The organism is Leptospira weilii serovar Ranarum str. ICFT (genome assembly GCF_000332415.1).
Lineage (GTDB): Bacteria > Spirochaetota > Leptospiria > Leptospirales > Leptospiraceae > Leptospira > Leptospira weilii_A.
The window spans coordinates 1-25,646 of the sequence record NZ_AOHC02000023.1; the positions used below are offsets into that span (position 1 = coordinate 1).

Below are 25,646 nucleotides of genomic sequence, written 5' to 3' on the forward strand. Positions count from 1 at the left end.
CTGCAACTATATAACCTTTATGCGTTTTGCAATTCGTTACATTTTTGTAGTAGCTGTTTACTAATATTTCGTTTAATGATTCAAACACTTGCGGATTTAATTTCTCCCGCGCTAAGGAAAACGCTTGTTTCGTCACAGCTTTCTTTCCTAAATTCTTAAAATATCTATATAACTCGACCGCTAAGCTTTTGTTTAATAAGTTTATCATGGCTATAAGCAACCTCGGTAGGGTTAGTTGACGATTCCGAGTAAAAGCACTCGGTTTCATTCGCGCGATTTCCAGAATCTTTCTGGAATATATCCAAGCTTCTAATTCGCCTATGACTGTTATTCTTTCTTGCCCATGTCTTCTTGTCGTACTAAATTCTTTAATCTTGAGTCTTTTTTCTTAAATTGACAGCATTGTCCTATGGGTCGCGTTGCAGGTCGCAAATAATAATCGCTTTCGCATTTGTTATATCGAACTCACGTTAATTATTTTTCATCGACACAAGGATCCGAAATCTCTTTGTCGTCAACCGTTACGTCCGTTCTTAAATGCGTAGGACTTTTCAAAATTCTAAAACCTTTGAAAAATTCAATTCGTGTCGGTTGTCGCAAAGTTCCCGAATAATAGACAGAAATTTTATTTTTGATTCGGTTTGAATTCGAATCCATCTGAAGAAGCGCTAAGGAACCGTAACGAAGGCAACAGCAAGACGGAGTTTTGACTATAATAGTTGTGGATCGTAGCGAACGTTGAAAATCCACGACCATTCCTCCTCGTTCATGGAGCAAGTATGCCCACGATCGGTATTTAAGAAAATCCGTATAAAATCCTGGGTTGGAGATTCAGGATCGTAAATCAAATCCATTTTGCCATCCCGTTTATATCCACTTGGTGTAAGTTCTTAACACAATCTCTCCGAATACTTTCTCAAATACTTTCGATTCCAATCCCTTTTCGATTTTATTTTTGAGAAGATTAAAATCGATCTTGGTCTCTATGTTTTGCCAAGAGACTTTATGATCCTTTAGGACGTGTTTTAAAATTTCGTTTGTTTGGTTCCGATCGAGTTTCAAGTTCCCGCCGAAAATGCCTTGAGACCGAAAATAACGTTTCCACTTGCGGGAGATTTTAAAACGAGATCGTATTCGCGGACAACGGACCTTTCATCGTTTCTACAAATCGATTCGAGTTTAAAAAGTTCTTGTATTTTTTTAGAATCCTTTCCAGTCTGATATCGTATGCCCCACAATGTAACTCTACTACCGTTCGGTCTTGAACTTCTCCTCCTTAGTTAGGGGGAGCCGGTAGAGTTGTAAAAAAATACACGAGCCTGCTCCTCCTGGAGTGGGCTTTTTTGTTTCCGGACATTTCTCTCCTCTCGAAAAACCCCTCTCCTGGAACCGGCCGGTAAAAGGAAAAAACGATGAAACAAGATTCAAAACCGGAAAGCGCGTCTAACGTTGTCGACGTAACTTTCGAAAATCAAAAAGAGAACCGATCCTTTTCGGAAATTCTTAATAACCCTCTTCCCGAACATCCTCCGTTTTTTATGGACGTGACTTTGAGGGACGGCAACCAAGCTCTTCGCAAACCTTGGAATCTGGATCAAAAGGAAACGATCTTCAAACAACTTTTAAAATTAGGAGTACAAGGAATCGAAGTCGGATTCGCGTCTTCAAACGATCAAGAGTTCGAAACATGCAGTTATCTTTCTTCCATCGCGCCGGAAAACGTAGTGATCTCCTCTCTGTCCAGAGCGGTGGAAAAAGAAATAGAAATTTCCTGGAAGGCGATCCGACACGCGCCGAAACCTAGAATTCATATCGTATATCCCATCTCCGCGTTTACGATTCAAAACGTTTTGAAGATAAGTCCGGAAAAAGTTTTGGAAAGAATTTCCGATTCCGTCGCTTACGCAAAAAGCCTCGTCGGCTCCCGAGGAGAGGTTCAATTTTCGGGAGAACATTTCGGAGATTCTCTTGAAAATTTGGACTTTGCGGCGGAAGCGTTTCGAACCGCGTTGCGTTACGGAGCGGACGTCGTAAACCTACCGAACACGGTGGAACGTTATCGTCCTTGGCTTTTCGTTTCTATGGTGAAGGCGGTTGCGAACGTTTTGCCCGAGAACACAAAAATTTCGATTCATACTCATAACGACTTGGGTATGGCGACCGCAACCACGGTTGAATCTTACTTTTCGGGTGCGGTTCAATTGGAGACTGCGTTAAACGGTCTTGGAGAAAGAGCCGGAAACACGAACACTTACGAGGTTGCGATTGCTCTTCACAACTGCGGCGTGGATGTTCCTTTGAATTTTTCCGCGATCTATGAAACGTCTCGTTTGGTTTCTTATCTTTCGGAAATTCCCATCTATGAAAAGGCGCCCTTGATCGGCGAAGACGTGATCTCTCATAGATCCGGAATTCATCAAGACGGTGTCGCTAAAACCCGTCATCTGCAAAAGGGCGCCTATCGCGCGTTTGACGCGGCTTTGATCGGAAGACCCGAAGGTGATCGAATCGAATTTACCAATCAATCCGGAAAAAGCGCGGTCTTCTGCATCTTAAAGGATGCCGGTGAAAACATCACCTGGGAACAAGCGGGCCGGTTACAGCCGATCCTAAAAAAGATCTCGGAGGATTCCGGTAAAGGAGAACTGACTCTGAACGAAATTCGAATCGAATGGAACAAGATCAAACGTTTATGTTAGGCGGTAGGGAGTTAGGAAAGTTTGATTCCGATTATCCTGTCATCATGCGGGGTCGGTTACGACTGCCGTTTCAGGACCGTTCATGATTCCGTAAAAAAGAATTCCGTGGATTTCTCCCTGTAACTCCATCATGGAATACGGGGAATTTACGAGAAGCTCCGGAGTTGCGGTCATTTCGATCGCAGAATTGATCAGCGCGGCGAAGATCGTCGGATTCAAATCCTTACGAATCTCCCCCTTTTCGATTCCTTGTTTTATCAACGCCTGAATCGATTTGGAAACGGATTCCATTCTCACTTCTTTGATATAAGCGTAGTGATCGGGAGCCTGATCCCTGATTTCCAAAATGAACTCGTTCGCTCCGTGAGGGAACTGGCTCATCTTGAATTCATTGATCGCTTGGATTTTTTCATGCACCGACAGGGAATCGTCCTCGCTGATCTGCTCGAGTCTCGCGCTCATCACGTTGTGTTTTTGGGAGAGAATTTCGAAAAGAAGATGATTTTTGTTTTCGAAATGTTTATACAAAGTTTTACGGGAGATTTTCAGGATTCTTGCGATTTCTTCCATTTTGGTTTTCGCATAACCGTATTTTAGAAAAAGCTCAAGCGTTTTATCCATAATCCGATGTTTTACTTCATCCTGCTCCATAGCTCTCATTCCCGTTCACTCGCACGTACAATGCCGCTTACTCGCACGATTTATGAAACTTTTTTTGAATTTGAAAAGAATTCAAAAGGCCGAATTCATGAAACCGTGCGAGAAAACTGGAACTACTTTTGATTCCTCACGCGTCCGGATTCGGAGAATTTCTTCTCACGAGTTGATTCAATTTTTCGATATAAGAAAACGCCGCCGGAACGACGACCAAAGTAAGAATCGTCGAAGAAATCAAACCGCCTATGATCGCAACTCCCATACTCGTTCTTTGTTTGGAAGCCTCGTTGAGTCCGATCGCGATCGGCAACATACCCGCAATGAGAGCGAAAGAAGTCATCAAGATCGGCCTGAGTCTTTCTCTTCCCGCTTCGATGATCGCTTCCTTCATCTCTTTGCCCTGGCCCAAAAGCTGATTGGTAAAGTCCACAAGAAGGATCGAGTTTTTGGTCGCTACCCCGATCAACATGATCAGTCCGATCATGGAAAAAATATCCAAGGATTTTTGGGTCACAAAAAGAGCGATAAAGGCGCCGCAAAGCGCGAGTGGTAACACGAGCATAATCGCAATCGGAGTGATAAAACTTTCATAAAGCGAAGCGAGAACCATGTAGATGAATAGAACCCCGAGTCCCATTGCGATCGCCATCGAAACTCCCATCTCCTTAAAACTCTCCGCTTGTCCCGTATAACCGATCTTAATACCCGGAGGAAGAGGAATTTCCGTCTGGCCGATCTTTGCGACTTCTTCCATCGCCCCTCCCATTCCGGGGCCTTTCGGATTTACGTCCGCATAAATCTCAACGGATTTATTTCGGTTGAGACGATTGATCGTAGCCAGACCGGTTGTTTCTTCCACCCTTGCAACGTTTCGAATCGGAATCAGTCTGTTGTTGAAGTTCGGTACGAAAGAATCGTAAAAATTGTCCTTTAGATCCCTTTGAGAATCCTTCAGTCGAACTCGGATGTCGTACTCGACTCCGTTCTCTCTATAAACGGCCGGAGTTGTCCCTTCCACAAGAGTTCTCAGTTCCGTCCCGATGATCGTTCCCGGAACGCCGAGAAGAACTTCTTTTTCCCGATCCGGGACCACCCTAAATTCGGGAGCTCCCGTTCTGTAACTGATATCCACGTCCAAAAGTGCGGGAGATTTTTGAAGGCGCGCGAATAATTTTTTCGCGTAGTCTTCGACCACTTCCCCCTTTTGTCCGCTGACCGTAAGAACGAAAGGCCGTTGCCCTCCTCCTACGTTGTCTATGTCTTTTACGATCGGATTGGCATAAGAAAATTCGGAGAGTTCCTTCCTGAGAAACGCTTTGAACTGAGTCGTGTTCATCTTCCGATCGTGGGAAGGAACCATCTCCACGAACATACTCGAACTACGGTTGGTGTTGAACATGGAAACCAACTTGATTTCCTTAAACGAGCGGATCTTTTGATCCACTGCTTGCGCTACCTTACCCATTTTTTCCACGGAAGTTCCCGGAGGCATGTCCAAGGTTACGGAGAATTTACCCTCGTCCTGTGCGGGAAGAAACGTTTTAGGAATGAACTTGGTAAGAACCAAACTTACGACGAAAATGAGAACCGCGCCGGAAAGTATGAAAAAAGGTCTTTTTAGAGTGAACTTCAGAACGGACGCGTATTTGTCCTCCATCCAAGATTGAAAAACATTAAAAGTACTTAATATGGAATCCAAACCTCTTTCCAATACGCGGAGAACAAACGTAATCGGAGAAAAAATTACGGATAAAATTCCCCTAGAAGACTTGTTTTGCGAACGGATTTTGGAATAAGCGATCTCTTCCAGTGCGGTAGCTCCGGCGCCTTTTGTTTTCCCTTTGACGGCTTGAGTCGCGATGTCTGGAATCGAATCGGAAGTCGTTTTGTGTGCGTGATTTCCGACCTTACCTCCGAAGTAAGCCGATAACATCGGTGCGATCGTAAGAGCGTCGTAAAGGGAAATGAGAAGCGCAAAACATACGGTCAATCCGAATTCTCTTAAGAACTGTCCCACCACCCCGCTGACGAACGCAATCGGCATGAACACCGCGATGACGGTCATCGTAGTCGCGACCACCGCAAGTGTTACTTCTTTGGTTCCTTCGATGGAAGCTTCACGCGCCGTTTTACCCATCTCCCTATGTCTGAAAATATTTTCCCGAACTACGATCGCGTCGTCGATGAGAAGTCCGACCGCGAGACTGAGCGCCAGTAACGTCATCACGTTTACGGTAAAACCGGCGATCGCCATCAGGATAAACGCGCCCAATAAGGAGTTCGGAAGCGCCAGTCCCGTAATCAAAGTGGAACGAACGCTTCCTAAAAACAATAATACGACAATGATCGTGAGGATGATTCCGATGATGATGGTTTCTTTCACGTCGTAGATATTATTGTCGATCGTTATGGAAGAATCGTTCGTCGAGGTCAACACGGGAGAACCCTTTCGTTTTGCAAGATCTTGATTGATCTCGATCACTTTCTTTTTTACGTTTTGTGCGACCGCGACCGTGTTCGATCCGGATTGTTTATATACCATGAGAAAAATCGCTTTCTTACCGTTTAAGTAAGCTCTGGACGTTTCGTCTTCCAACGTGTCCTTGACTTCTCCCAATTGTCCGATTTTAATCGGAACCTCGTTTCCAAAAAGCGAGATCGGAGTATCTCTGATTTCTTGAGGAGATTGAAATTCGTTGATCGTTCTATATACGAGTTCCTTATCGGTCTTACTTACTTTTCCGGCGGGAATGTTCATCCCACCCGAAGCCAGTCGATTGCTTACGACGGAAGCGGGAATCATATGTTCTTTGAGTTTGTTTCGATCCAGTTCAACGTGAATCTCCCTTCTACGTCCTCCGGAAATGCTCACGTTTCCCACGTCCTTTGTCGAAAGAAGAATCTGTTTTACTTCTTCGTTTGCGATATCATACAGTTCCGCTTCCGGTAGTTCTTCGGCTCTGAGTGCGATGATTAAGATGGGTTGATCCGCCGGGTCGATTCTTCGGATAACCGGTTCCTTTGCATCGCTGGGCAACTTCGGTTTTACGCTCGATACCTTGTCTCGAACTTGTTGCTCCGCGTATTTTACGTCCGTTTCCAGAGTGAACTCCACAATGACTGTGCCCACACTTTCGTTACAAACCGACTTGACTCTTTTTACCCCTGAGATTGTGGAGAGTTCGTCCTCGACCGGCCTTGCCACTAGGGTTTCGATTTCGTTAGGAGCGGCTCCGGGATAAGGAATGGTCACGGTTACGACCGGGATCGTTACGTTGGGAAACAAGTCCACTCCCAACTTGTTCATGGAGAGATATCCCGCAATCAGGATGATTAAAACCGTACAAGTAACAAATATCGGTCGTTGAATCGAAATCGAAGCCAAGCTCATTTTTGAATCTCCTACTTTTCACCGGACGCAGGTTCCTATGAATTATCAAATACTTCCAGTTGGAAACAATTTTTGATTTATTTGTTTTTTGTCAATTGAGAATCTTCTGTGACTTTGGGGAGTTCCCACGTTTTAGGGATTAGGACTTTATAAATAAAACCGCAAGTGTTCCGACAAGAATGAGACTTTTTATTTGCAAAAACCTTCTCAACTTGTGGGTAACGTTATGCAAAATCAGGGTGGGACGATCTTTTCACAGAAGATTTGTCGCAACTCAAGACGGATTTATCTTCCGATCCAAGTAATTGGGGGGACTCCTTTGCCCCTCGCGACTAACATCGAAACGGAATTAGCGGGAATTACTCACGCAGCGAAGATAACCCGATACATTTTTTGCGGCGGTCGTATTCGTAAATCCCGTCGTAAAATTGACCTTCCAAGCGTAAACCGCATTCGAAGGATCGCTTGTACTGGTCCAAAATTCAATCAAGTTCCCCGTTGGATTGCCAGGAAACCAATCTTTTCGGATCGTAGGAACTTCAAAACTGGTTCCCGCTGCGGAGCAGGTCTTGGAATTATCCTTCGAATTGCCCAGATCCGTCCCGTTCGAACAAAAAACGAGCCCCTTCAATTCTGCATGTGTGGGAACTCTCCAAGTCATCGTCTTACCGGAAACGCTGAAAGTAGAACAAGAATCGAAAGCAGGACCCGACGTCAGCGTTCCTCCCAGAGCTCCATTACACTGGTTGTCGGAAGAGGAACAATATTGAGGAGAAACTAAAAATCCAATGCAAGAATCGGTAGCCGAATCGTACGTTTGGCCGCGGGAACATCGCATCCAAGTAAGACCGGTGGACGGAAAAAAAATAGTTTCCCCTTGAATTACCGGCGGAGCGGTCGCTCCCGCAATTAAGAGAAGCAGAATTGGAAGAGACGAATCTTTCTCTTTGTCGGGAGAAAGGAGATCCTTGAAAAGAGGGTTCAGATAACAGGCGGAATTCAAAAACAAAAAAGAAGAAAGAAAAATTCTTAAAAAAAGCGTTTGAAAGTTTGTCATATCCAATCGCCTTAATCTTGAAACTTAACTCTTTGAACATCCGACCGACGAAAGGTTCTCTCTTTTCCCTTGTAGAACAATTTAACTCCGTCTCCGTCCATTCGGGTCACAGTCCCTTTTACAATTTCACCCGACTTTAAAAACAGGATGGAAAGATTTTTGGATTGTTTCACCTCTCTGTTCCAAGAACTTTCCAGTTCCTCTCTTAAAGAAGAATGGATTTTCTCCTGCAACTCCTCTTTCCATTGTTTTTCATTCTGTTTGATAAAATCTTCTTTGATCTTTGCGGTGTCGATCTTGGAAACTTCTCTTTCCGGTTTTTCCGAAGAAGTCGAATTGTTCGAAACGGGAACTTTGGTTGCGGAAGTAATTTCCTTAGAATCACAACTTTCCACGTCGATGGTTTTACGCGTTACGGAAGCCGCGATCCCTAAGAACGTGCTGAGTATCGCGTCCAACCAGGTCGTTTTCAAGATCAATCGATACGTGCGATTTGGATCGGGAAGAATTTCCGAAACATCCACTCTATTGATCGGAACCGAACCGAAAAGAACATACCATTGGTATTTTTTACCGTTTAATTTACAATTGGAAGAAGAAACATTAGAATTCTTTTGAGAATCGAGGATCGATTTCGCCGAATCACCGCCTCTTACCGAATTCAATTCTAAGGTTGTACAAGAATATAAGAAAAATAACATTAAGGTAAAGAATCCGAACCGAAACAAAACCGAAAAAGAATTCAAAGGACTGTGTAGATTCTTCACTTTAAGGTGAACTCCTAAATTCATGAAATTATGCGCTGTTCGTATATTTTTTAAAAACTGTTCTAAAGACCAGTTTTTTTCTGTTACCATTCCGCGATAATTTAAGTGAAAAGAAATTTGCCTAAAACCGATCGTCTAAAAAACTTTTCCGGAAAACCGATGCTTTCAAAAACGTCTCACCCCAAAAATTTCAAAACCCCAAAGTTCAATCCGCCCGGGATTCTAAAATCCCCTTTTCTTCAGACGGCCCTGGCTTCTTTCGCTTGGAATTTACCGAAAGAAATGCCTTTTTTATCCGGTTCCGATAGAATCGTTTTAGACGCGGGCCAAGGTGTAAAACTGGAAGGCTCCTTGAGCCGACAAAAGAATCGGAAAGCCAAAGGATTTTTGATTCTTTTACACGGTTGGGAAGGAAGTATCGATTCAACTTATATCCTGAGAACTTCTCATTACTTCTATGAAAAAGGATACGATATTTTCCGTTTAAATTACAGGGATCACGGCGATACACATCATCTCAATCCGGAACCGTTCAACGGAAGTCTGATCGAAGAAACCTACGAAGCCGTTCGTAAAGCCACATTCTTTGCCGATAGGAATGTTCCGGTTTTTATCACGGGTTTTTCTTTGGGTGGAAACTTTACTCTGAGAATCGCGCGAGTCCATTCTCAGTCGGAAAAAAAATTAAATCAACTCAAAGAGTGTATCGCCGTCTCGCCCGCGATCCATCCGAAAGATGCAACAATTCTAATGGACGGTAAACTGATCATCGGTAATTATTTTCTTAACAAATGGAAAAAATCGATTCGGAAAAAACGAATACATTTTCCTACGTTGGTTCCTTATGACGAAATTCTTAAGGAAAGATCCGTTATGAAAATGACGAAGAAACTCATCGATTCAACCGACGAGTTTCAAGATTTGGATCATTACTTCGGAACTTATACTCTGGGTGAAAAAGAACTTTCTCAAATTTTAGTTTCGACCACGATTCTGACGGCAAAGGATGATCCGATCATTCGAGGCGAGTCTTTCCTTTCTCTTCATCCCAATAAGAACGTGAAAATCTCCATCCAAGATTTCGGCGGACACAACGGTTTTCTCGAAAACTGGAAAGGTTCTTGTTGGTATTTTCGTATTTTAGAGGAAATTTTTTGCTAATGGGCAGATTTTAGGGATCAGATTTCAGAAGAATTTACAGAAGAGAAAAATCACGCTTTATTAAAGTCTGATCCCTCTATTAGAAAAATGTAATTGAACTCTGAATTCTAGTGGATCAGATTTCAGAAGAATTTACAGAAGAGAAAAATCATGCTTTATTAAAGTCTGATCCATCTATTAGGAAAATCCCTCTGAAATCTTGTAAAGTCCTAAAATCAGGTTGACAGAAATCATGATGCTCAATGAACGAATTCAGGTGTAAAAAAACCTAAATGTTGGTGAAGCCTAACATTGTTGAGAAAAAAAACGGCTCGGATTTGATTTGAGAATCTATTCCGTCGTAGGAACCTGGGCAAATTTCGAAATATTTTTAGAGCTTGTTCCCAAACCTGAAAAGAAAAATGTAGGAGTTCCCACATTTCTCAGGTTTTAGGACAAACTTTCAGATGGAAGGAGGCCCTTTTGGAGCCTTTAGAGGATTTATCGGGAATGGAAGAAAATTCAATCGTTCCCTTGGACTCGATTTTACCGCCCGAACTGTTTTTAGTTCCGATCAAGTCCCGACCGGTTTTTCCGGGTATCATCACACCTTTGATCGTTCCAAGCGGCAAATTCGCTAAGGCCGTGGAAGAAACTCTCAAAGGAAATTCCTTCCTGGGTCTCGTTCTTTTAAAGGACGAAGAAAACGAAAAGGAAACTTCCGAAAACATCTACCCCTTCGGAGTTGTCGCTAAAATATTAAAAAAAGTGCATCTACCCGACGGGGCGATCAATATCCTCATCAATACGATCCGTCGTTTTAAAATCGAATCCTATGTCGGTAAAGATCCGTTGGTCGCAAAAGTTTCCTATCCGGAAGAAGAACCCGGAGCCCCGAAAAATACGATCAAAGCGATGATGAGAACGTTACTCGTCATGACGAGGGAACTCGCACAAAACAATCCACTGTTTACGGAAGAGATGAAACTCACGATGCTCAACGTAAACGAACCCGGAAAAATGGCGGACTTCGTCTGTTCCATTCTCAACCTGGAAAAGGAAGAATACCAATCCGTCATCGAATCCAATATTCTCAAGTCAAGAATCGAAAAGGTGCTTCTGTTTTTAAAAAAAGAAATCGAACTCGTATCCATCCAAAGGGAAATCTCCGATCAAATCCAAGACAAAATAGACAAACAACAAAGACAATTCTTCTTAAGAGAACAACTCAAAGCGATACAAAACGAACTCGGAATCAAAGACGATAAGTTCGAAAAGAAATACGAAAAATTTCTGGAACGACTGAAATCCATCGGCGCCGATCCGGAGGTCGTCGAAGAAGTCACGAGAGAATTGGATAAATTTTCCTACGCGGACCCGAATACCGGAGATTATAACGTTATCCGAAATTACTTGGACATTCTGGAATCCCTTCCCTGGGAACCCGCGCCCGTTAGAGAGATCGATTTGGATAAGGCCCAAAAAACCTTGGACAGGGATCACTACAAACTCGAAGACGTGAAGGATAGAATCCTGGAGTTTCTCGCCGTCAAAAAATTGAAAAACGACGAAAAAGGAACGATCCTTCTTTTGGTCGGACCTCCGGGTGTCGGAAAAACATCGATCGCAAGGTCGATCGCCGAAGCGATGGGCAGAAAATTTTTTAGATTTTCCGTCGGAGGAATGAGGGACGAAGCCGAAATCAAAGGACATCGAAGAACCTACATCGGCTCCATGCCCGGTAAAATCATTTCCGGACTTCGCATAACAAAAGAAAAAGACTGCGTCATTTTGCTCGACGAGATCGATAAACTCGCGATCGGCATCCAAGGGGATCCGGCTTCGGCTCTTCTGGAAGTTTTGGACCCGGAACAAAACAAAAACTTCAGGGATCACTACCTGGATCTTCCATTCGATATTTCGAATGTGTTTTTTATCGCGACCGCAAACACGTTGGATTCCATCTCCAGAATCCTTTTGGATAGAATGGAAATCATCAATCTTTCGGGTTATATCACGGACGAAAAGGTTCAAATCTTTCAGAAATATCTCTGGAAAAAAGTTCTCAATAAAAACGGAGTTACACCTTACGGAATCGAGTTTGATAAGAAAGCAATGGTCGCTTTGATCGATTCTTATTCGAGAGAATCCGGAGTTCGCGGTTTGGAAAAAGTCACCGATAAACTCGTTCGTAAAATCGCGATGAAAATCGTAAGAAAAGAACCTTTTCCGAAAATCATTCAGGAAAAAGATCTTGAAACGTTTTTGGGAGTTCCGAAGTTTACGGACGAAAGGATGATTCGTACATCCGTTGCGGGTACCGCCCTCGGCCTCGCTTGGACTTCCGTCGGAGGTGCGACTCTTCTCATCGAAGCCCTTTTTGTCAAAGGGAAAGGTGGAATTCTTCTGACCGGAATGATCGGAAAGACAATGGAAGAATCCTCGAACATCGCCTTGAGTTATATTAAGAATTTCATACATAAGGACGAATTGTTCAACGACCGAATGTTACATCTGCACGTTCCCGACGGAGCGACTCCTAAGGACGGACCCTCGGCGGGAATTACGATGGCGACCGCGATCCTTTCCCTCGCTTTGAATACGAAAGTGAAAGCGGGTTACGGAATGACGGGGGAACTCACTCTCACGGGAGAAGTCCTTGCGATCGGAGGTTTGCGCGAAAAGATCGTGGCCGCAAAAAGAGTCGGAATTTACAAAATCATCTATCCGAAGGACAATCTTCAACATCTGGAAGAGATTCCGGATTACGTGAAAAAGGGCATGTCCTTTTTTCCGATAAGTCGTTACGAGGAAGTCGCGGCGCTCATGTTCGACGAAAAAATTCTTTTGAAAGTGAATCCTTTCTTTAAGGAAAGTTTAAAGTCGATCGCCGCTTCGGCAAAAAAAACGAATCAAAAGTCGATCGGAATTTCGATGAAAAAAAAGGCGCCGAAAAAAAAGTCCGTTTCCAAAGTAAAAACGGCGTCTTTCAAACGTAAGGAAAATCATAAAAAAGAGAAATAGTATTTTAGAATATTCTTAAATATAAATTTAAAAATCAGGAGAGCCGAATGGGCGTTCCATTTATAGATATCAAAAGGTTTGAGCCGGGGTTACTGGAAGAATGGGAAGAAAAAGTCAAAATTCTCAGTAAAAACGCGAGTTTTATCGGAGGAGAGGAAATTTCCCTTTTAGAAAAGAATCTCGCTTTTCAGGCGGAAACGAAGTTTTCCGTTGCCTGTGCAAACGGAACGGATGCGCTTCAGCTCGCCTTACGCGCGTTAGGTGTGGGAAGGGGCGACGCCGTTTTACTTCCGGATTCGACTTTCTGGGCGACTTTCGAATCGGTTGTGAACGTAGGGGCCGATCCTTACACGATCGATACGGACCCGAACGATCTTCAAATGGACTTTGTGGAATTTGAAAAAGCTCTGGATAAGGTCAAACCCAAGGCGGCGATGATCGTTCATCTTTACGGCTGGGGTTCGTCTCGTATCGAAGATTTTCGTAAACTCTGTAAGTCTAAAGGAGTTCCTTTATTGGAAGACGGCGCTCAGTGTTACGGAGTCAAATACAAGGGAGCTTCCATCTACAAGGACGCGCTCGTCTCCACTACTTCCTTTTATCCCGCAAAAGTGTTAGGCGGCGCCGGAGACGGGGGCGCGGTTTTTACGAACGACGAGGAACTTGCAAACAAGGTGAGAATGCTCGCCAATCACGGTAGAATTTCTCATTACGCTTACGGAGACGTGGGTTGGAATTCCAGATTGGATACTTTACAAGCCGCCTTTCTCAACATCAACCTGAAACATCTGGAAGCGAGAATCGTTTCTCGTAGGTCGGCTGCACAAAAATATTATGATATACTCCCAAACCTCGGCATCCAAGCGATCCACCCTCCTAAGGATTACGAAGAAAACGGTTACTGCAACGTGACTCTTTCCACTCCCGAGGAGCGTCCGATCATTCAGGATGTTCTGAAAGAAAAAGGAATCGGTTTCGGTAATATTTATCCGGGCGCTATGAGCGATCAACCGGGCGCCAAACCGTTTATCAAAGGGAAATTCGGAGCTAAACATACAACGGGTAAAATTTGCGCTTCCGTCCTCAACTTTCCCTTGTTTCCTTACATGAAAGAAGAGGAATTGGAGGAAGTTTTTTCCGCAATTCGGGTATACAATTCCGGGAAAAAATAAATTTCACGATTTAAGAGCGGTAATCACCGCTCTTTTCCATTTTGAAAGGATATGATTCGGAAAAACTCAAAATAAAAACCTTCAAAACCCGGTCAAAGTTTTGTCACAAACGATCGGTTTTTTCTTGTTCTTTTATGCCTTTTGTCTAATATACGACGGAGGTTTGAATATGAAAGACATAGATATAGGAATATCCGAGAAAAACCGGGAAGCGATCAACTCGGGATTGCAAAAACTTTTAGCCGATACTTACATTCTCTACTTTAAGACTCACAGTTATCACTGGAACGTAACCGGTCCGCAATTCAACACTCTTCATCTGATGTTTCAAACCCAGTACAACGAACTCTGGCTTTCCATCGACCTGATCGCCGAAAGAATCCGCGCTCTGGGTTTTTACGCGCCTAGTTCGTCCCATCTATTGGGAAAACTAACTTCGATTCACGAAGAAGGCGGAGTTCCTCACGCGGAAGATATGGTTCGTCATCTCGTAAAAGGACATGAAACCGTGATTAGAACGGCGCGTTCTCTGATTCCCACCGCGGACGAGGGAGGAGACGAAGTGACGCTGGACCTTCTTACACAAAGGTTGGAAGTTCACGAAAAAACGGCGTGGATGCTTCGTAGTTTGCTGACAGTCGAAAACACCTAACAATCATTTAACGTAAGTTCGGCGGTTGAATCTTGGAATATTAAGTCGGGATTTGTTCCGAAACCCGGGTGACCCGGGACGAATAGTGGTTTGTCAAAGTCCTCAAAAACATCGGATTCATTTCGTTTAATGTAGTTTCGATCACGAGAAAGATAATGTAGAAAGAAAACTAGGTGGATTTACCGAGAGATTTTTATTTACATTGCATTTTAAATCTCTTCGGATAGTTTGCGCGATCGATATGAAGATGAAAATTATCGGTTCCGAAAATAAAGTCAACTACGGAGTCTTCGACGGTCCGGTCGAATTCAACTATAAAGAGTTTCAACTGCTCGACTTCTTCGGTAAAGAAATTCGCGGCTTGAAAAAACGTTTTGCATTTAAAAGATTCAATTACATGGGAATCATCACGGATGAGTTTTTGATCGGATTCGCCGCGGTCAGTCTAGGCTATGTGTATAACGTGTTCGCCTATCTCTATCATTATAAGGACGGACTTCTCTACGAGTTCGATACCAAGGGTTTGGATATAGGAAACGGTTTGCAGTTCCCGGCCGATCCGGACGAGTATAAGATTCGGTTTAAAAAAGGTTCTTCCTTTCTTTCCGTGGATAAATCGCATTCCAAAGGTAAACTTCATGTGGACGCCTTCTTGGGAAAAAAATTACGGATTCGGTTTAACGCGGACTTCGGTATCAAAAGTCATTCTCCTTTGCGGGTTTTAAATCCTTCCGAACCGACACATTGGACCTTCACGGAAAAATGTTCTCCTCTGATCCCGAGTTCGATCGAACTCGCTTATCAAAACAAACCCCTCGTGTTCGATCCCAAAAAAACAACGATCCTTTACGATTGGTCCGGAGGATATCTCAGAAGAGAGACCAATTGGTATTGGGCGGCGTTCAGCGCTATCCTTCCGAATCGAACTTCGATCGGAGCGAACTTCGCGGCGCTAGTGAACGAAACTTTCTTTTCGGAAAACGCGTTTTGGATCCATCGAAAGAGAAGAAGGGTTCCTCGGTTGATCTTCGATTTTTCACAAAAGGAACCCTCCAAACCTTGGAAAATTTACGACGAGGAAGGATTGGTAAAACTCGATTTCGTTCCCGAAGGGGAAAGAAAGGATCGGATGAATCTGATCGTATCCAAGTTGTATTTCAGACAATTTGTGGGAAGATTTTCGGGACAACTTCGTTCCGCCGACGGAAAGAAAGTCTCTTTTCGGGACGTCTACGGATTTACCGAGTTTCACCGATCCGTTTGGTAGAATATAACAGTTATTTAATATATTATAGCGGAAAGAATTTTACTTTTTCAAACGTGAAATGATTTTCGAGATAACTCTTTGCGTTCCGTTTAAACGAAGAGTCGACTACGATATCATAGGCGAAGTACGGGCTGGGAAGAATCAAACATAAGGACACCAAATACACATAACGGTAAATCTTTTTATCCACCGCCGGGTCCGCATATACGGTGCGATGGAATTTCAAATAACGCACAAAAATCAAAGTGCATAATGCGGGGCCGGAAAAATTAACTCCTCGTTTGATCGATTCGATGGTCCCCTCCTCGTCCGTATCATTTCTGATCTGAAACAACGAGTCGATGAACCGGGACAATGGACTCAATAGATCGCAAAAAGCGGGTTGTGAATCACGATACGTTTTTTTTGCATGGAATTTTTCTCCTACTACTGATGCCTATAGAATAAGCGCGCCATGACTTTTGAGAAGAATCCCCGTTTTAGAAGCAGAATTCCGGACACTCTATTTTATAGTTCTGAGTAAAAATAGACTAACAAAGATAAGGCGGCGGCTTGTCGCTCGCCGCCTTTCCGACGTATACTTGGTTCCCAAACTTCTTACCTAATATTACCGGAACCTTTCACAGTTTGGACTTTCCAGATTTTGTCGTCCGCCAAAAAGGGCATTCTAAAATGCTTGGGCCTAAAATAATCGATAGTTTTTAATCGCCCCGGCGGGTTGATATCTTTGATGAACCGAAATCCAAACGCGTTCCCTTTCTATGAATCGCTCTGCCTGTTTTAAAAAACTCTGTAAACCATTTTTGAATATTTTAATTTTTGAATATATTACTGATCTCTATAAAGTTGAGCACCTTGAATTTTTATCGAAAAATACGGTTTCAATACAAAATTATCAGGTACTTTATTATATAGTTATGAGTAAAAAGAAAGTATTACATAAAAAAGATGTATCCTTTTTCCGTAAATATCTCCTTTTATAAACTGAATTCATAATTCACAAAAGTTCCCGGAAAAATTGTCGATACTTTCAAACAAAGTCAAAAGGAATGAATATATATCATTTTGTTATTATATTCTAAATCAATACATTCGTAATCATTAGATTGGAAAGATCCAAAAACAGGTGCGGACGAAAGAAAAGTCTTATCATCCGTATGGAGGGAAAACAAACCAAGAGGGGAACTATCACCTTCTCGCCTATCACTGTTTGGACGTGGCCGCCGCTCTCTATGGATCGCAGCGCCGGGGCCGGATTCGCCCAAACTTCTCACATTGAAGTCATATTATAATTAACGAATTTATTTTTCGATCCATCATTTCTTTATATTCAATTTTAGACATATAAAACTCGATAATTAATACGTATGCCGAACAGAAACCTACAAGAGCTGCCCAAGTTTGAAGATAACTGGTCTCATTTATACTTTGAAAAGGGTAGAATCGACCAGTTCCAAAAATCCATCGGTTTTCATTATCTGGATAAAGTCGTCCCGATACCGATCGAAACGATCGGTCTTCTTTTACTGGGCCCCGGTACTTCGATTACACACGAGGCCATCAAAAGAATTTCCGACAGTCGATGTCTTCTTGCTTGGACGGGCGAAGGCGGAGTTCGTTTTTATTCGGCCGGTTATACCGGTACTTATTCCGCAAGAAATTTACTTCGTCAAGTGGAAGCCTACGGAGATTTGACGGAAAGAGATTCGGTCGTTCGAAGAATGTATCAGTTTCGTTTTTCGGATGTAATCCCGGTCAATTCGTCTATCGAACAAATTCGCGGTTTGGAAGGCGCCAGGGTTCGAAAAATTTATAAGGAATGGTCCGAAAAAACCGGGGTTCCTTGGAAGAGTAGATCTTACGATCAAAACAGTTGGGACTGGAGCGATCCAGTCAATCGTGCGCTCTCTTCGGCGAACGCTTGTCTCTACGGCGTGGTTCACGCGGCGATTTTACAATCCGGCTTTTCTCCCGCGATCGGTTTTGTTCATACCGGCAAACAATTGTCTTTCGTTTACGATATTGCGGATCTTTATAAAGCGGAAATCACGATCCCTTTGGCCTTCGAGATTACGGCCGAAGATGCGACTAACGTTGAAAGAAGGGTTCGTTTTGCATGCAGGGATAAATTCAAACAAAGTAAATTACTAAAAAGGATTATTCCGGACATCAAGGAGTTGATTTATGGTGGTTCTGATTTTAGAGAGAGTGAAGACTTCTCAGAGGGGCGAGATATCGCGGTTAGCCATTGAGCTTAAACCGGGTGTTTTTGTCGCGTCCGTTAACGCCAGAGTTCGAGATCAGCTTTGGAAAAAAATTTCCGAAGAATGGAAATCGGACGCGATCCTGTTGTACTCGAGCAACACCGAACAGGGTTATGGTATCCGTTCTCACGGCGATCCTTCTCGCGAGGTCGTGGACTTTGACGGTTTACTTTTAATGTCCAAACCCGATCCTAAAAGGGGGCAGAAAGACATTCCAGATGAATTCAATTTTTCTAATATTCCCGACGGGGACGAGTCCCCGTTTTCGAACCTCAAAGATTTTATGAATGAAAAAGCGACATCCTTACTTTTAGAAACCGATCCGTTTGAACCGACATAATTCTTAAGATTCCTATACAAGTTTTTAGCCTATTCCCCACACACGTGGGGTTGAACCAAAACCGGAATCAGGAGTTTCAACGCTGCGTTCCTATTCCCCACACACGTGGGGTTGAACCGAAGGGGCGCCGGGCGCGGGAATGTTTTCAACTCTATTCCCCACACACGTGGGGTTGAACCGGCGACTTGGGTTTAGAGCCTTCAGCGGGAATCCTATTCCCCACACACGTGGGGTTGAACCGAATTCGATCGAACCGAACACACAACCAGAAACTATTCCCCACACACGTGGGGTTGAACCGAAGTCCGGTCAAGGTTTCTACAATCGGAGCGGCTATTCCCCACACACGTGGGGTTGAACCGAGGGGGCCCTCCATTAGTGAGACAAATTAAACTATTCCCCACACACGTGGGGTTGAACCGTAATCATCTCCCCGGTTTGAGAAGACGTGAGGCTATTCCCCACACACGTGGGGTTGAACCGAAACAATTCAGCAAATGGGTAGAAAAGAAAAACTATTCCCCACACACGTGGGGTTGAACCGAGATTGCTTTCAACCGGATTGAATGGTATAACCTATTCCCCACACACGTGGGGTTGAACCGGGATGAACACGGGAAGGATAATAATAGTGAACTATTCCCCACACACGTGGGGTTGAACCGGAAAAATATTTGGAGAGTTTTAACTCAGTGGACTATTCCCCACACACGTGGGGTTGAACCGAAATCTTCAATTAAAAGGAGTGTCAATTAAGCCTATTCCCCACACACGTGGGGTTGAACCGAGTTAATGAATCTGTGCGAAGCAAACGCAACGTACTATTCCCCACACACGTGGGGTTGAACCGATTATCTATTCTCAGAAAATAAATTACCTATACTATTCCCCACACACGTGGGGTTGAACCGTTGAAGTCCCCTTTAACGAGGCACAGGAGATCATCTATTCCCCACACACGTGGGGTTGAACCGAGTTGGTTCCGTTTTGTGTTGTCGAACATTCTCTATTCCCCACACACGTGGGGTTGAACCGAAGTAGGGCTTCTTGGATTCGAAGTTGATTGACTATTCCCCACACACGTGGGGTTGAACCGTAGCTGAATTGATTGGAGTAAGAGACGGACTTCTATTCCCCACACACGTGGGGTCGGATGGAAAACAGGATAAATTTTGATTTAAAAACCTAACCCCTAGTTCCTAATCCCTAACCCCTTGAAACACACACGTGGGGGTCAGATGGAAAATAGGATGGATTTTGATTTAAAAACCTAACCACTAATTCCTAATTGCTAACCCCTTGAAACACACACGTGGGGTCGATGAAAAACAGGATGGATTTTGATTTAAAAACCTAACCACTAATTCCTAACCCCTTGAAACACACACGTGGGGTCGGATGGAAAACAGGATAGATTTTGATTTAAAAACCTAGCCACTAGTTCCTAATCCCTAACCTGTAAAGTCCTAAAATCAGGTTGAATCGTCATTTGCGTATGCAGGAGGAAATAAGTTATTTATTACCGATGGTTCGAAACATTCGTAAGGCGATTTACACTTTCAAGTGGCTAGGGTTTAGTGATTAGAAATTAGTTACATTTTCCTAATAGAACGATCTGACTTGAAACAGAGATTGATTTTCCTCTTCAGTAAATTTACTACCCCCTAATTCCTAACCACTCGCCGCTAGAGAATATAGGTCTAAGAAAAATCATCAACGGGGTTCGTTTCCTAACGACGAGGCAGCAGTCAAGCTTCTCTATTTAACCTTGAATCCTATTCTAAAAAATGGACCATGCCGATTCAAGACTGGGGAAAAGCGATGAACCAGTTTTCGATTATTTTCGGAGATCAATTGAAATTAGATTCGTTTTAAAGAAATGTCATTTACACAAGATTGCTGATAACGCCGTTAGCTACAATTGATGCCTTAATCGCTCAGCTTGCAATTACTCATAACCTCGTTCTTGCAACTTATGATAATGACTTTCTAAGACTTTCTGGAATTACAAAGTTAAAGACCTTCAATTTCGAAGGTTATAAAAAATCAAAGAGAAAACGCAACGTCGATTTGCCGCTTCGTTCGTCACTTACGGTTCCCGCCACAGCCTCGCTTGGTCTTCGACATATCGCCTCGGACATAGGACACTTGACTCACGTCGTCTTAAGGAACATTTTTAGTAAAAGTTCGTGTCCTCGCTTCGCTCGGGCCCGCAAACGTCGAGAAACCTACGACGTTAGGCGCAAAAGCCCTAAACTTAGTTTGATATTGAAGAAGAAATCAAAAGACAATTTGTCGGCTTATTTTCTAAATTTGGACTAAAAATCAGTCTATTTAAAAGTTGACATTGGTATGACCAGAGTTATACCAAGAATATGAAAACGGCAATTTCAATTCCTGATGAGTTATTTAAAACTGCCGAGAAAATAGCCAAAAAACTTGGAATACCACGTAGCCAATTATTTGCAAAAGCATTGGAAGAATTTATTCAATCTCATAGTAAGGAATCCGTAACTGAGAAATTAAATAAAATTTACACCAGCAAGTCCAAAGAAACTAAAAATAACATCACTGATTTAGCCGTAGAATCGCTTCGCAAGAGTTTAAAAAATGATTCGTGGTGAGATTTGGTGGGTAGACTTAGGAATTCCATTTGGCAGTGAATCTGGATTTAAACGTCCTGTTCTCATAATTCAAGATGATTCTTTTAATCAAAGTAATATTAACACAATAGTTTCAATCGCAATTACACCGAATCTGAATCTTTCGGAAGCACCAGGTAACGTTCTAATTAGCAAGAAAGACTCAAATTTGTCTAAGGACTCGGTAATCAATGTTTCACAAATTGTGACTTTAGATAGAGAAAGATTTCTAAACAAAGCGGGAAAACTTAAATCAAATAAACTAAACGAAGTTGAAGTAGGGCTTAAGCTAGTTATAGGCCTAGATTAAGAGCACGTCGCCTAACCTCGACTTCTCGCGGCGCTTCGGGGCCGCAAACTTCTGTCGTTAGGCGACATTTTTTAAAATTATTCCGTGTAGAAAATTATGCCGACTTCTATAACGCAAAAAGCAGTATCCCTTGTTTCTAAAAACTCTCATAAGAAATTAAGTGAGTTTAAGCGTTTAGGTAACCACTTATATAGAAATTCTAATGACTTAATTCATTGTATTCACTTTCAGTATAGCCAGTGGAATTCCGGAGAAAATGGTAAATTTACAATAAATTTGGCTATAGTATCCGAAAGTTTATATAAATTTTGGACAGGTAACTCGCTCCCAAAAAATCCAGCAACTGCACTATGGCCAATTCAAGTGAGATTAAGTAGTCTATTACCTGAAAAATTTGACAAATGGTGGACCGTTGACTTAAATACAAATTTGGTAATTCTTACAAAGGAAATTATTGAATGTTTACAAGCTTATGCTCTTCCCTTTTTTTCTAAGTATAGTTCCATTAATGAACTTTTCGATGAACTGAAATTTGACAAATCTATACCGGGAATATTTGAATCTCAAAGACCACTTTTATTAGCAATGATATATAAACTGAAACAGAATGAAAAAGAGTCTATCAAGCTAATTCAAAAGGCATTCCATGAATCCGAAGGTTCTCGTTTTCAAGAGACTGTGGTTCTTTTAGCAAATAGATTAGGTTTACATATAAATTTAATAACATGAATTTTATAGTGTTCATTTTTATGTGGAAAAAATCTAAGTGCCTGTCCCAAAATTTAAAACAATCGCGGAGATTTGCGGCCATTCCGATAAAATCGGACGGTTGGCGGACAAACTCTAAATAACTGCGGCTTCTCGCGGCGTTTCGAGATTGCTACGCAACTCTCGCTTGGACACGCAACGTCAAAGAGACTCTTTCGTTAGTTGCAATAGCCCAAAGATTTATGGAGAAAGTTGGGGCTTACCTTACAAATCTTAACGAAAGAAATTCATTTCTAAATCGTTAAATTCGATTCTAAAAAATTGCTGACAAATTTTAAACAGTATATACAATGTATATATAGGAAATTTATGGAATCAATTATTCAAAAATGGGGTAATAGCTTAGGAATTAGAATTCCAAAAGCGATGGCAACGGAATTAGAGTTAAATGACGGAAGTCACGTTGATTTACAATATGAAGGGGACAAGATTGTAATCTATCCAATGAGAAAAGCCTCATTGGAAGAAAAACTCTCTAAAATTACGAAACAAAATCTTCACTCTGAAATATCAACCGGTAACTCGATAGGCAAGGAAGCTTGGTAAAGAGTCGAAAATACACTCCTGAAAAAGGAGATATAGTTTGGCTGAACTTTACTCCTCAAGCAGGTCATGAACAGAAAGGCCGTAGACCCGCACTTGTTTTATCACCGAAGGAATACAATTCGAAGACTGGGCTAGCGATATTTTGTCCAGTTACGAGCAAAATTAAAGGTTATCCATTCGAAGTGTTGATTAAATCAAAGAAAATCGACGGTGTAATTCTTTCTGATCAAGTGAAAAACTTAGATTGGACGATTCGTGAAGCGGCGTTTATTGAATCGATAAATAAAGTTTCTTTGAAAGAAGTTTTAGATAATATTAAACTATTAGTATTTTAATAAATGGGCTTTTTCAACTAACCTCGACTTCTCGCGGCGCTTCGAGACCGCAAACTTCTGTCGTTATCCGCCATGCCGGGCCGGTTTACCATTCGTGCACAAATGACGGATGACCATAGAAACTCGGAGGGGCTTCAGGGCCGAACTCACGTTAATATAAACGCTGAAAATCTAATATTCGACGATCAAGTTCAAAGAACAAACAAATCAAACGGATTTGTTTTCGTAAACCTTGCAGATCGTATTGATTCTACAGGTTTCACAAAGTTCCCGGATATACATCGATTTACATTTTCTTAATATTCCCAATCGACTGAGAGCGAAGTCCCCTTTTACCGGATCGTTCGGAAAAATCGTACGAAAAAAATCGGTGATTTCCTCCGCTTTTTTCCAATCCGCCGTGCGGCGGGAGCCGATCCGCAATACACTTGCAATTCTTTGAATGTGAACGTCCAAGGGAAATTGTAATTCCTCGGGTGAAATCGCGGTGTAAATTCCGAAATCCGGATATTCTTTTCGAACCATCCATCGCAGATACATGGAATATCTCTTTAAGGACGTCGTTCGAACTCCTTGTCCGATTAAAAATTTATATCCGTAACTTTCAGTTTGTTTTGAGTCGATCTTTCCGGATTCCTCCAAAAATCGAAGTTGGAAAGAAAGGATTCTCCGTCTTAAAGTTCCGCCTTTTGCAAACGATTTTTGATCTTTGGGGGAAAGTTTAAATTCGCCCTCTTCGGGCAAAGAAAATAGGGACTCAAGTTTATGATCTTTCGTTTTCTTTAGTTTGTTTTGAATCGTTTGTAAAAAAAGATATGTGTCGGCGGGTTTTTGAAAACGATAGGAGCCTAATTCTTTCCGGATGAGTTTGAGATCTCCGTTTAAAAGAAATTGATGCGGGGAGTTCCCACAAAGTGCAAGCAGTCGCTTGAGATGCGCCTTGATTGCGGTTACGTTTCCGTAAGAGAACAATGCGGAAATCAAACCGGAAACTTCCCGGTCCTGATTATCCGAGTAGGAATGTGGGAACTCTATCGGATCGGTCTTGAGATACTGCGGTGTTCGGTATTCCAAAAAGATTCTTTCCAGAACCTGTTTGATTTTTTGAGAAGAAGGTTTCAAGGCTCCCTTTTCTTTTTGGTCGCCTGATACGTCCTCGATTGTAATTCTCTGGAGAGTGCGTTTTCCATAAAGGCCGACGCCTCCCACAAAAGAGCCGGATCGATTCCCGTGGGAACTCCCGATTTTTCGAGAAAATATACCAGATCCTCGGTGGCTAAATTTCCGGCGGCTCCTTTGGCGTAAGGGCAGCCTCCCAATCCTCCGGAGGAAGAATCAAAGGAACGAATTCCCATCGAAAAGGCTTTTTCCACGTTTGCGATCGCCATTCCGTAGGTATCGTGAAAATGTCCCGCAAGTCGATCGGCCGGAATTTCTTTGAGAAGATGTTCCAATAACCGTTCCACTTCTGTGGGAACTCCCGTGCCGATGGTTTCGCCGAGAGAAATTTCGTAAGCGCCCAAGTCCAAAAGAATCTTGGAAACTTCCAAAACCTTTTTCGGATCGATCATCCCTTCATACGGACAATCAATCACAGTGGAAACATAACCGCGAACCCGAATGCCGTCTCCTTTGGAAAGTCGAAAGATCTCCTTAAAACCGTCGATGGACTCGGCGATCGTTCGATTGATATTTTTTTTTGTGAAGGATTCCGAAGCGGCTGTAAAAACCGCAACTTCTTTGTAACCCGCGTTCTTGGCGAATTCGTAACCTTTTACGTTCGGAGTCAGCGCCGAATAATGAACGGAACCGTTCAGATCCAAAATCGCGGAAAGTTCCGCGGCATCGGCCAACTGGGGAATCGATTCTTTTTTTACAAAAGACGTCGCTTCTATATGTTTTAAACCCGATCGAACCAAACGCCGAATGTATTCCGCTTTGATCTCGGTCGACACCGGACGTTTTTCGTTTTGAAGCCCGTCGCGCGGACCGACTTCCGTGATTTTTACTTCCATTTCCTTCTCATTCGATTCAACCGCAAACAAACCGGCAAGTCAAATCGTACGATTTTTAGGGGCGGCTCCTCGCTTACGCGAGGACCGGGCTCTCGGCTCCAGTCAATAAATTGACGAATGAGAACGTTATGAAAAATATTCCCTTCCTTCCCAATTTATTGACTCCGCCTCGATCCCTGCAACGCGATCCATAGAGAGCGTTGCATGAGTTTCCTCAACGTCGTCAAAGAAATGTTTACCGTTGTTTGAATTGAACACATTTCTTGTCGATCTTATCTAACGTGAGTTCGGTATAACAAATGCGAAAGCGATTATATGTTGCGACCTATCGAACGACCCATCGGGAGTGAGATTGAGTTAAACCTCGAACGACCCATCGGGAGTGAGATTGAGTTAAACCCCGAACGACCCATCGGGAGTGAGATTGAGTTAAACCCCGAACGACCCATCGGGAGTGAGATTGAGTTAAACCTCGAACGACCCATCGGGAGTGAGATTGAGTTAAACCCCGAACGACCCATCGGGAGTGAGATTGAGTTAAACCTCGAACGACCCAGGTAACTCAGTGGCACTGCTCCCTAAGGGTCGCAGCGCCAGGGC

Annotated in this window: 21 protein-coding genes, 4 pseudogenes and 1 CRISPR repeat array; of the genes and pseudogenes, 16 read left to right on the forward strand and 9 right to left on the reverse strand. The window is 42.8% G+C overall.

The annotated features are described in order from the left end of the window. Both LEP1GSC060_RS06875 and LEP1GSC060_RS06885 read right to left on the reverse strand, forming a co-directional pair. Positions 1-268 (reverse strand): annotated as a pseudogene (locus LEP1GSC060_RS06875) (hypothetical protein); the annotation flags it as partial. A gap of 790 nt (positions 269-1,058) precedes the next feature. Further along, the gene (locus tag LEP1GSC060_RS06885; RefSeq protein WP_003000073.1) at positions 1,059-1,238 is read right to left on the reverse strand and encodes a hypothetical protein; all 180 of its coding nucleotides are present in this window, start codon (positions 1,236-1,238) and stop codon (positions 1,059-1,061) included. Positions 1,239-1,412: 174 nt separating this feature from the next. Between LEP1GSC060_RS06885 and leuA2 the strand changes: the two genes are divergently transcribed. Beyond that, positions 1,413-2,699: a 2-isopropylmalate synthase LeuA2 gene (gene leuA2, locus LEP1GSC060_RS06890; protein WP_002999970.1), complete on the forward strand. Its 1,287-nt coding sequence runs from the start codon at positions 1,413-1,415 to the stop codon at positions 2,697-2,699. A 42-nt stretch (positions 2,700-2,741) separates the two neighbouring features. Here the strand turns inward: leuA2 and LEP1GSC060_RS06895 are convergent, their stop codons facing one another. From LEP1GSC060_RS06895 to LEP1GSC060_RS06910, 4 genes are all read right to left on the reverse strand, one after another. Further along, entirely contained in the window at positions 2,742-3,359 is a 618-nt protein-coding gene (locus LEP1GSC060_RS06895) for a TetR/AcrR family transcriptional regulator (RefSeq protein ID WP_036095655.1), read from the reverse strand. Between the two features lie 127 nt (positions 3,360-3,486). After that, the gene (locus LEP1GSC060_RS06900; RefSeq protein ID WP_002999845.1) at positions 3,487-6,747 is read right to left on the reverse strand and encodes an efflux RND transporter permease subunit; all 3,261 of its coding nucleotides are present in this window, start codon (positions 6,745-6,747) and stop codon (positions 3,487-3,489) included. Positions 6,748-7,096: 349 nt separating this feature from the next. Then, complete coding sequence (locus LEP1GSC060_RS06905) at positions 7,097-7,804, reverse strand: Lcl C-terminal domain-containing protein (RefSeq protein WP_003000094.1); 708 nt, start codon at positions 7,802-7,804, stop codon at positions 7,097-7,099. 11 nt (positions 7,805-7,815) lie between these two features. Then, complete coding sequence (locus LEP1GSC060_RS06910) at positions 7,816-8,571, reverse strand: LIC_13076 family protein (protein ID WP_002999791.1); 756 nt, start codon at positions 8,569-8,571, stop codon at positions 7,816-7,818. A gap of 159 nt (positions 8,572-8,730) precedes the next feature. Between LEP1GSC060_RS06910 and LEP1GSC060_RS06915 the strand changes: the two genes are divergently transcribed. The 5 genes from LEP1GSC060_RS06915 (at position 8,731) to LEP1GSC060_RS06935 (ending at position 15,826) form a co-directional block, all read left to right on the forward strand. Beyond that, positions 8,731-9,732, forward strand: a complete 1,002-nt coding sequence (locus LEP1GSC060_RS06915) for a YheT family hydrolase (protein WP_036095711.1) — start codon at positions 8,731-8,733, stop codon at positions 9,730-9,732. Positions 9,733-10,194: 462 nt separating this feature from the next. After that, a complete protein-coding gene (lon, locus tag LEP1GSC060_RS06920) occupies positions 10,195-12,735 on the forward strand; it encodes an endopeptidase La (RefSeq protein WP_002999831.1) in 2,541 nt (846 codons plus the stop codon). A 47-nt stretch (positions 12,736-12,782) separates the two neighbouring features. Next, positions 12,783-13,907: a DegT/DnrJ/EryC1/StrS aminotransferase family protein gene (locus LEP1GSC060_RS06925; RefSeq protein ID WP_002999813.1), complete on the forward strand. Its 1,125-nt coding sequence runs from the start codon at positions 12,783-12,785 to the stop codon at positions 13,905-13,907. Positions 13,908-14,076: 169 nt separating this feature from the next. Continuing rightward, entirely contained in the window at positions 14,077-14,559 is a 483-nt protein-coding gene (locus tag LEP1GSC060_RS06930; protein WP_036095713.1) for a Dps family protein, read from the forward strand. A 247-nt stretch (positions 14,560-14,806) separates the two neighbouring features. Next, positions 14,807-15,826, forward strand: a complete 1,020-nt coding sequence (locus tag LEP1GSC060_RS06935) for a DUF2804 domain-containing protein (RefSeq protein ID WP_036095716.1) — start codon at positions 14,807-14,809, stop codon at positions 15,824-15,826. A 37-nt stretch (positions 15,827-15,863) separates the two neighbouring features. Here the strand turns inward: LEP1GSC060_RS06935 and LEP1GSC060_RS06940 are convergent. After that, positions 15,864-16,190: pseudogene (locus LEP1GSC060_RS06940) on the reverse strand (hypothetical protein); the annotation flags it as partial. 762 nt (positions 16,191-16,952) lie between these two features. Here LEP1GSC060_RS06940 and LEP1GSC060_RS21090 point away from each other — a divergent pair. The 10 genes and pseudogenes from LEP1GSC060_RS21090 to mazF all read left to right on the forward strand — a co-directional run. Next, positions 16,953-17,051: pseudogene (locus tag LEP1GSC060_RS21090) on the forward strand (type I-E CRISPR-associated protein Cas7/Cse4/CasC); the annotation flags it as partial. A 142-nt stretch (positions 17,052-17,193) separates the two neighbouring features. Then, positions 17,194-18,078 (forward strand): type I-E CRISPR-associated endonuclease Cas1e, encoded by an 885-nt coding sequence (cas1e, locus tag LEP1GSC060_RS06950; protein WP_003000097.1) that lies wholly within the window; start codon positions 17,194-17,196, stop codon positions 18,076-18,078. Beyond that, positions 18,035-18,430: a type I-E CRISPR-associated endoribonuclease Cas2e gene (gene cas2e / locus LEP1GSC060_RS06955; RefSeq protein ID WP_002999849.1), complete on the forward strand. Its 396-nt coding sequence runs from the start codon at positions 18,035-18,037 to the stop codon at positions 18,428-18,430. Before cas1e ends, cas2e begins: the two co-directional genes overlap by 44 nt. A 29-nt stretch (positions 18,431-18,459) precedes the next feature. Continuing rightward, positions 18,460-19,587: direct repeats of the CRISPR family, unit length 29 nt; unit sequence CTATTCCCCACACACGTGGGGTTGAACCG. Positions 19,588-20,121: 534 nt separating this feature from the next. Continuing rightward, positions 20,122-20,305, forward strand: a pseudogene (locus LEP1GSC060_RS20275) (IS256 family transposase); the annotation flags it as partial. Positions 20,306-20,326: 21 nt separating this feature from the next. Then, entirely contained in the window at positions 20,327-20,752 is a 426-nt protein-coding gene (locus LEP1GSC060_RS20820; protein WP_338041954.1) for a PIN domain-containing protein, read from the forward strand. A gap of 53 nt (positions 20,753-20,805) precedes the next feature. Next, positions 20,806-21,054 (forward strand): ribbon-helix-helix domain-containing protein, encoded by a 249-nt coding sequence (locus LEP1GSC060_RS06965; RefSeq protein ID WP_036095664.1) that lies wholly within the window; start codon positions 20,806-20,808, stop codon positions 21,052-21,054. Beyond that, positions 21,041-21,382 carry a type II toxin-antitoxin system PemK/MazF family toxin gene (locus tag LEP1GSC060_RS06970; RefSeq protein ID WP_036095667.1) on the forward strand — a complete coding sequence of 114 codons (342 nt, stop codon included), beginning with the start codon at positions 21,041-21,043 and terminating at the stop codon, positions 21,380-21,382. Before LEP1GSC060_RS06965 ends, LEP1GSC060_RS06970 begins: the two co-directional genes overlap by 14 nt. Before the next feature lie 96 nt (positions 21,383-21,478). Continuing rightward, a complete protein-coding gene (locus LEP1GSC060_RS06975) occupies positions 21,479-22,111 on the forward strand; it encodes a DUF4304 domain-containing protein (RefSeq protein WP_002999833.1) in 633 nt (210 codons plus the stop codon). Positions 22,112-22,459: 348 nt separating this feature from the next. Further along, a complete protein-coding gene (locus LEP1GSC060_RS06980) occupies positions 22,460-22,696 on the forward strand; it encodes an AbrB/MazE/SpoVT family DNA-binding domain-containing protein (RefSeq protein WP_002999996.1) in 237 nt (78 codons plus the stop codon). Then, on the forward strand, positions 22,690-23,031 hold the full coding sequence (gene mazF, locus LEP1GSC060_RS06985) for an endoribonuclease MazF (protein ID WP_036095670.1): 342 nt from the start codon (positions 22,690-22,692) through the stop codon (positions 23,029-23,031). The genes LEP1GSC060_RS06980 and mazF overlap by 7 nt, the downstream gene beginning before the upstream one ends. A 207-nt stretch (positions 23,032-23,238) precedes the next feature. On the opposite strand, the gene LEP1GSC060_RS06990 is transcribed toward mazF, so the two are convergent. Continuing rightward, positions 23,239-24,153: a TIGR02757 family protein gene (locus tag LEP1GSC060_RS06990; protein ID WP_002999788.1), complete on the reverse strand. Its 915-nt coding sequence runs from the start codon at positions 24,151-24,153 to the stop codon at positions 23,239-23,241. Then, a complete protein-coding gene (locus LEP1GSC060_RS06995; RefSeq protein WP_002999825.1) occupies positions 24,150-25,046 on the reverse strand; it encodes a hydroxymethylglutaryl-CoA lyase in 897 nt (298 codons plus the stop codon). Before LEP1GSC060_RS06995 ends, LEP1GSC060_RS06990 begins: the two co-directional genes overlap by 4 nt. Positions 25,047-25,646 lie beyond the last annotated feature (600 nt).

What these genes read in the sequence shown, in the direction of transcription:
- leuA2 (WP_002999970.1), top strand. Translation starts at nt 1,413, where the DNA reads ATGAAACAAGATTCAAAACCGGAAAGCGCGTCTAACGTTGTCGACGTA.
- LEP1GSC060_RS06895 (WP_036095655.1), bottom strand. Translation starts at nt 3,359, where the DNA reads ATGAGAGCTATGGAGCAGGATGAAGTAAAACATCGGATTATGGATAAA.
- LEP1GSC060_RS06900 (WP_002999845.1), bottom strand. Translation starts at nt 6,747, where the DNA reads ATGAGCTTGGCTTCGATTTCGATTCAACGACCGATATTTGTTACTTGT.
- LEP1GSC060_RS06905 (WP_003000094.1), bottom strand. Translation starts at nt 7,804, where the DNA reads ATGACAAACTTTCAAACGCTTTTTTTAAGAATTTTTCTTTCTTCTTTT.
- LEP1GSC060_RS06915 (WP_036095711.1), top strand. Translation starts at nt 8,731, where the DNA reads ATGCTTTCAAAAACGTCTCACCCCAAAAATTTCAAAACCCCAAAGTTC.
- LEP1GSC060_RS06925 (WP_002999813.1), top strand. Translation starts at nt 12,783, where the DNA reads ATGGGCGTTCCATTTATAGATATCAAAAGGTTTGAGCCGGGGTTACTG.
- LEP1GSC060_RS06930 (WP_036095713.1), top strand. Translation starts at nt 14,077, where the DNA reads ATGAAAGACATAGATATAGGAATATCCGAGAAAAACCGGGAAGCGATC.
- LEP1GSC060_RS06935 (WP_036095716.1), top strand. Translation starts at nt 14,807, where the DNA reads ATGAAAATTATCGGTTCCGAAAATAAAGTCAACTACGGAGTCTTCGAC.
- cas1e (WP_003000097.1), top strand. Translation starts at nt 17,194, where the DNA reads ATGCCGAACAGAAACCTACAAGAGCTGCCCAAGTTTGAAGATAACTGG.
- LEP1GSC060_RS06965 (WP_036095664.1), top strand. Translation starts at nt 20,806, where the DNA reads ATGAAAACGGCAATTTCAATTCCTGATGAGTTATTTAAAACTGCCGAG.
- LEP1GSC060_RS06970 (WP_036095667.1), top strand. Translation starts at nt 21,041, where the DNA reads ATGATTCGTGGTGAGATTTGGTGGGTAGACTTAGGAATTCCATTTGGC.
- LEP1GSC060_RS06975 (WP_002999833.1), top strand. Translation starts at nt 21,479, where the DNA reads ATGCCGACTTCTATAACGCAAAAAGCAGTATCCCTTGTTTCTAAAAAC.
- LEP1GSC060_RS06980 (WP_002999996.1), top strand. Translation starts at nt 22,460, where the DNA reads ATGGAATCAATTATTCAAAAATGGGGTAATAGCTTAGGAATTAGAATT.
- LEP1GSC060_RS06995 (WP_002999825.1), bottom strand. Translation starts at nt 25,046, where the DNA reads ATGGAAGTAAAAATCACGGAAGTCGGTCCGCGCGACGGGCTTCAAAAC.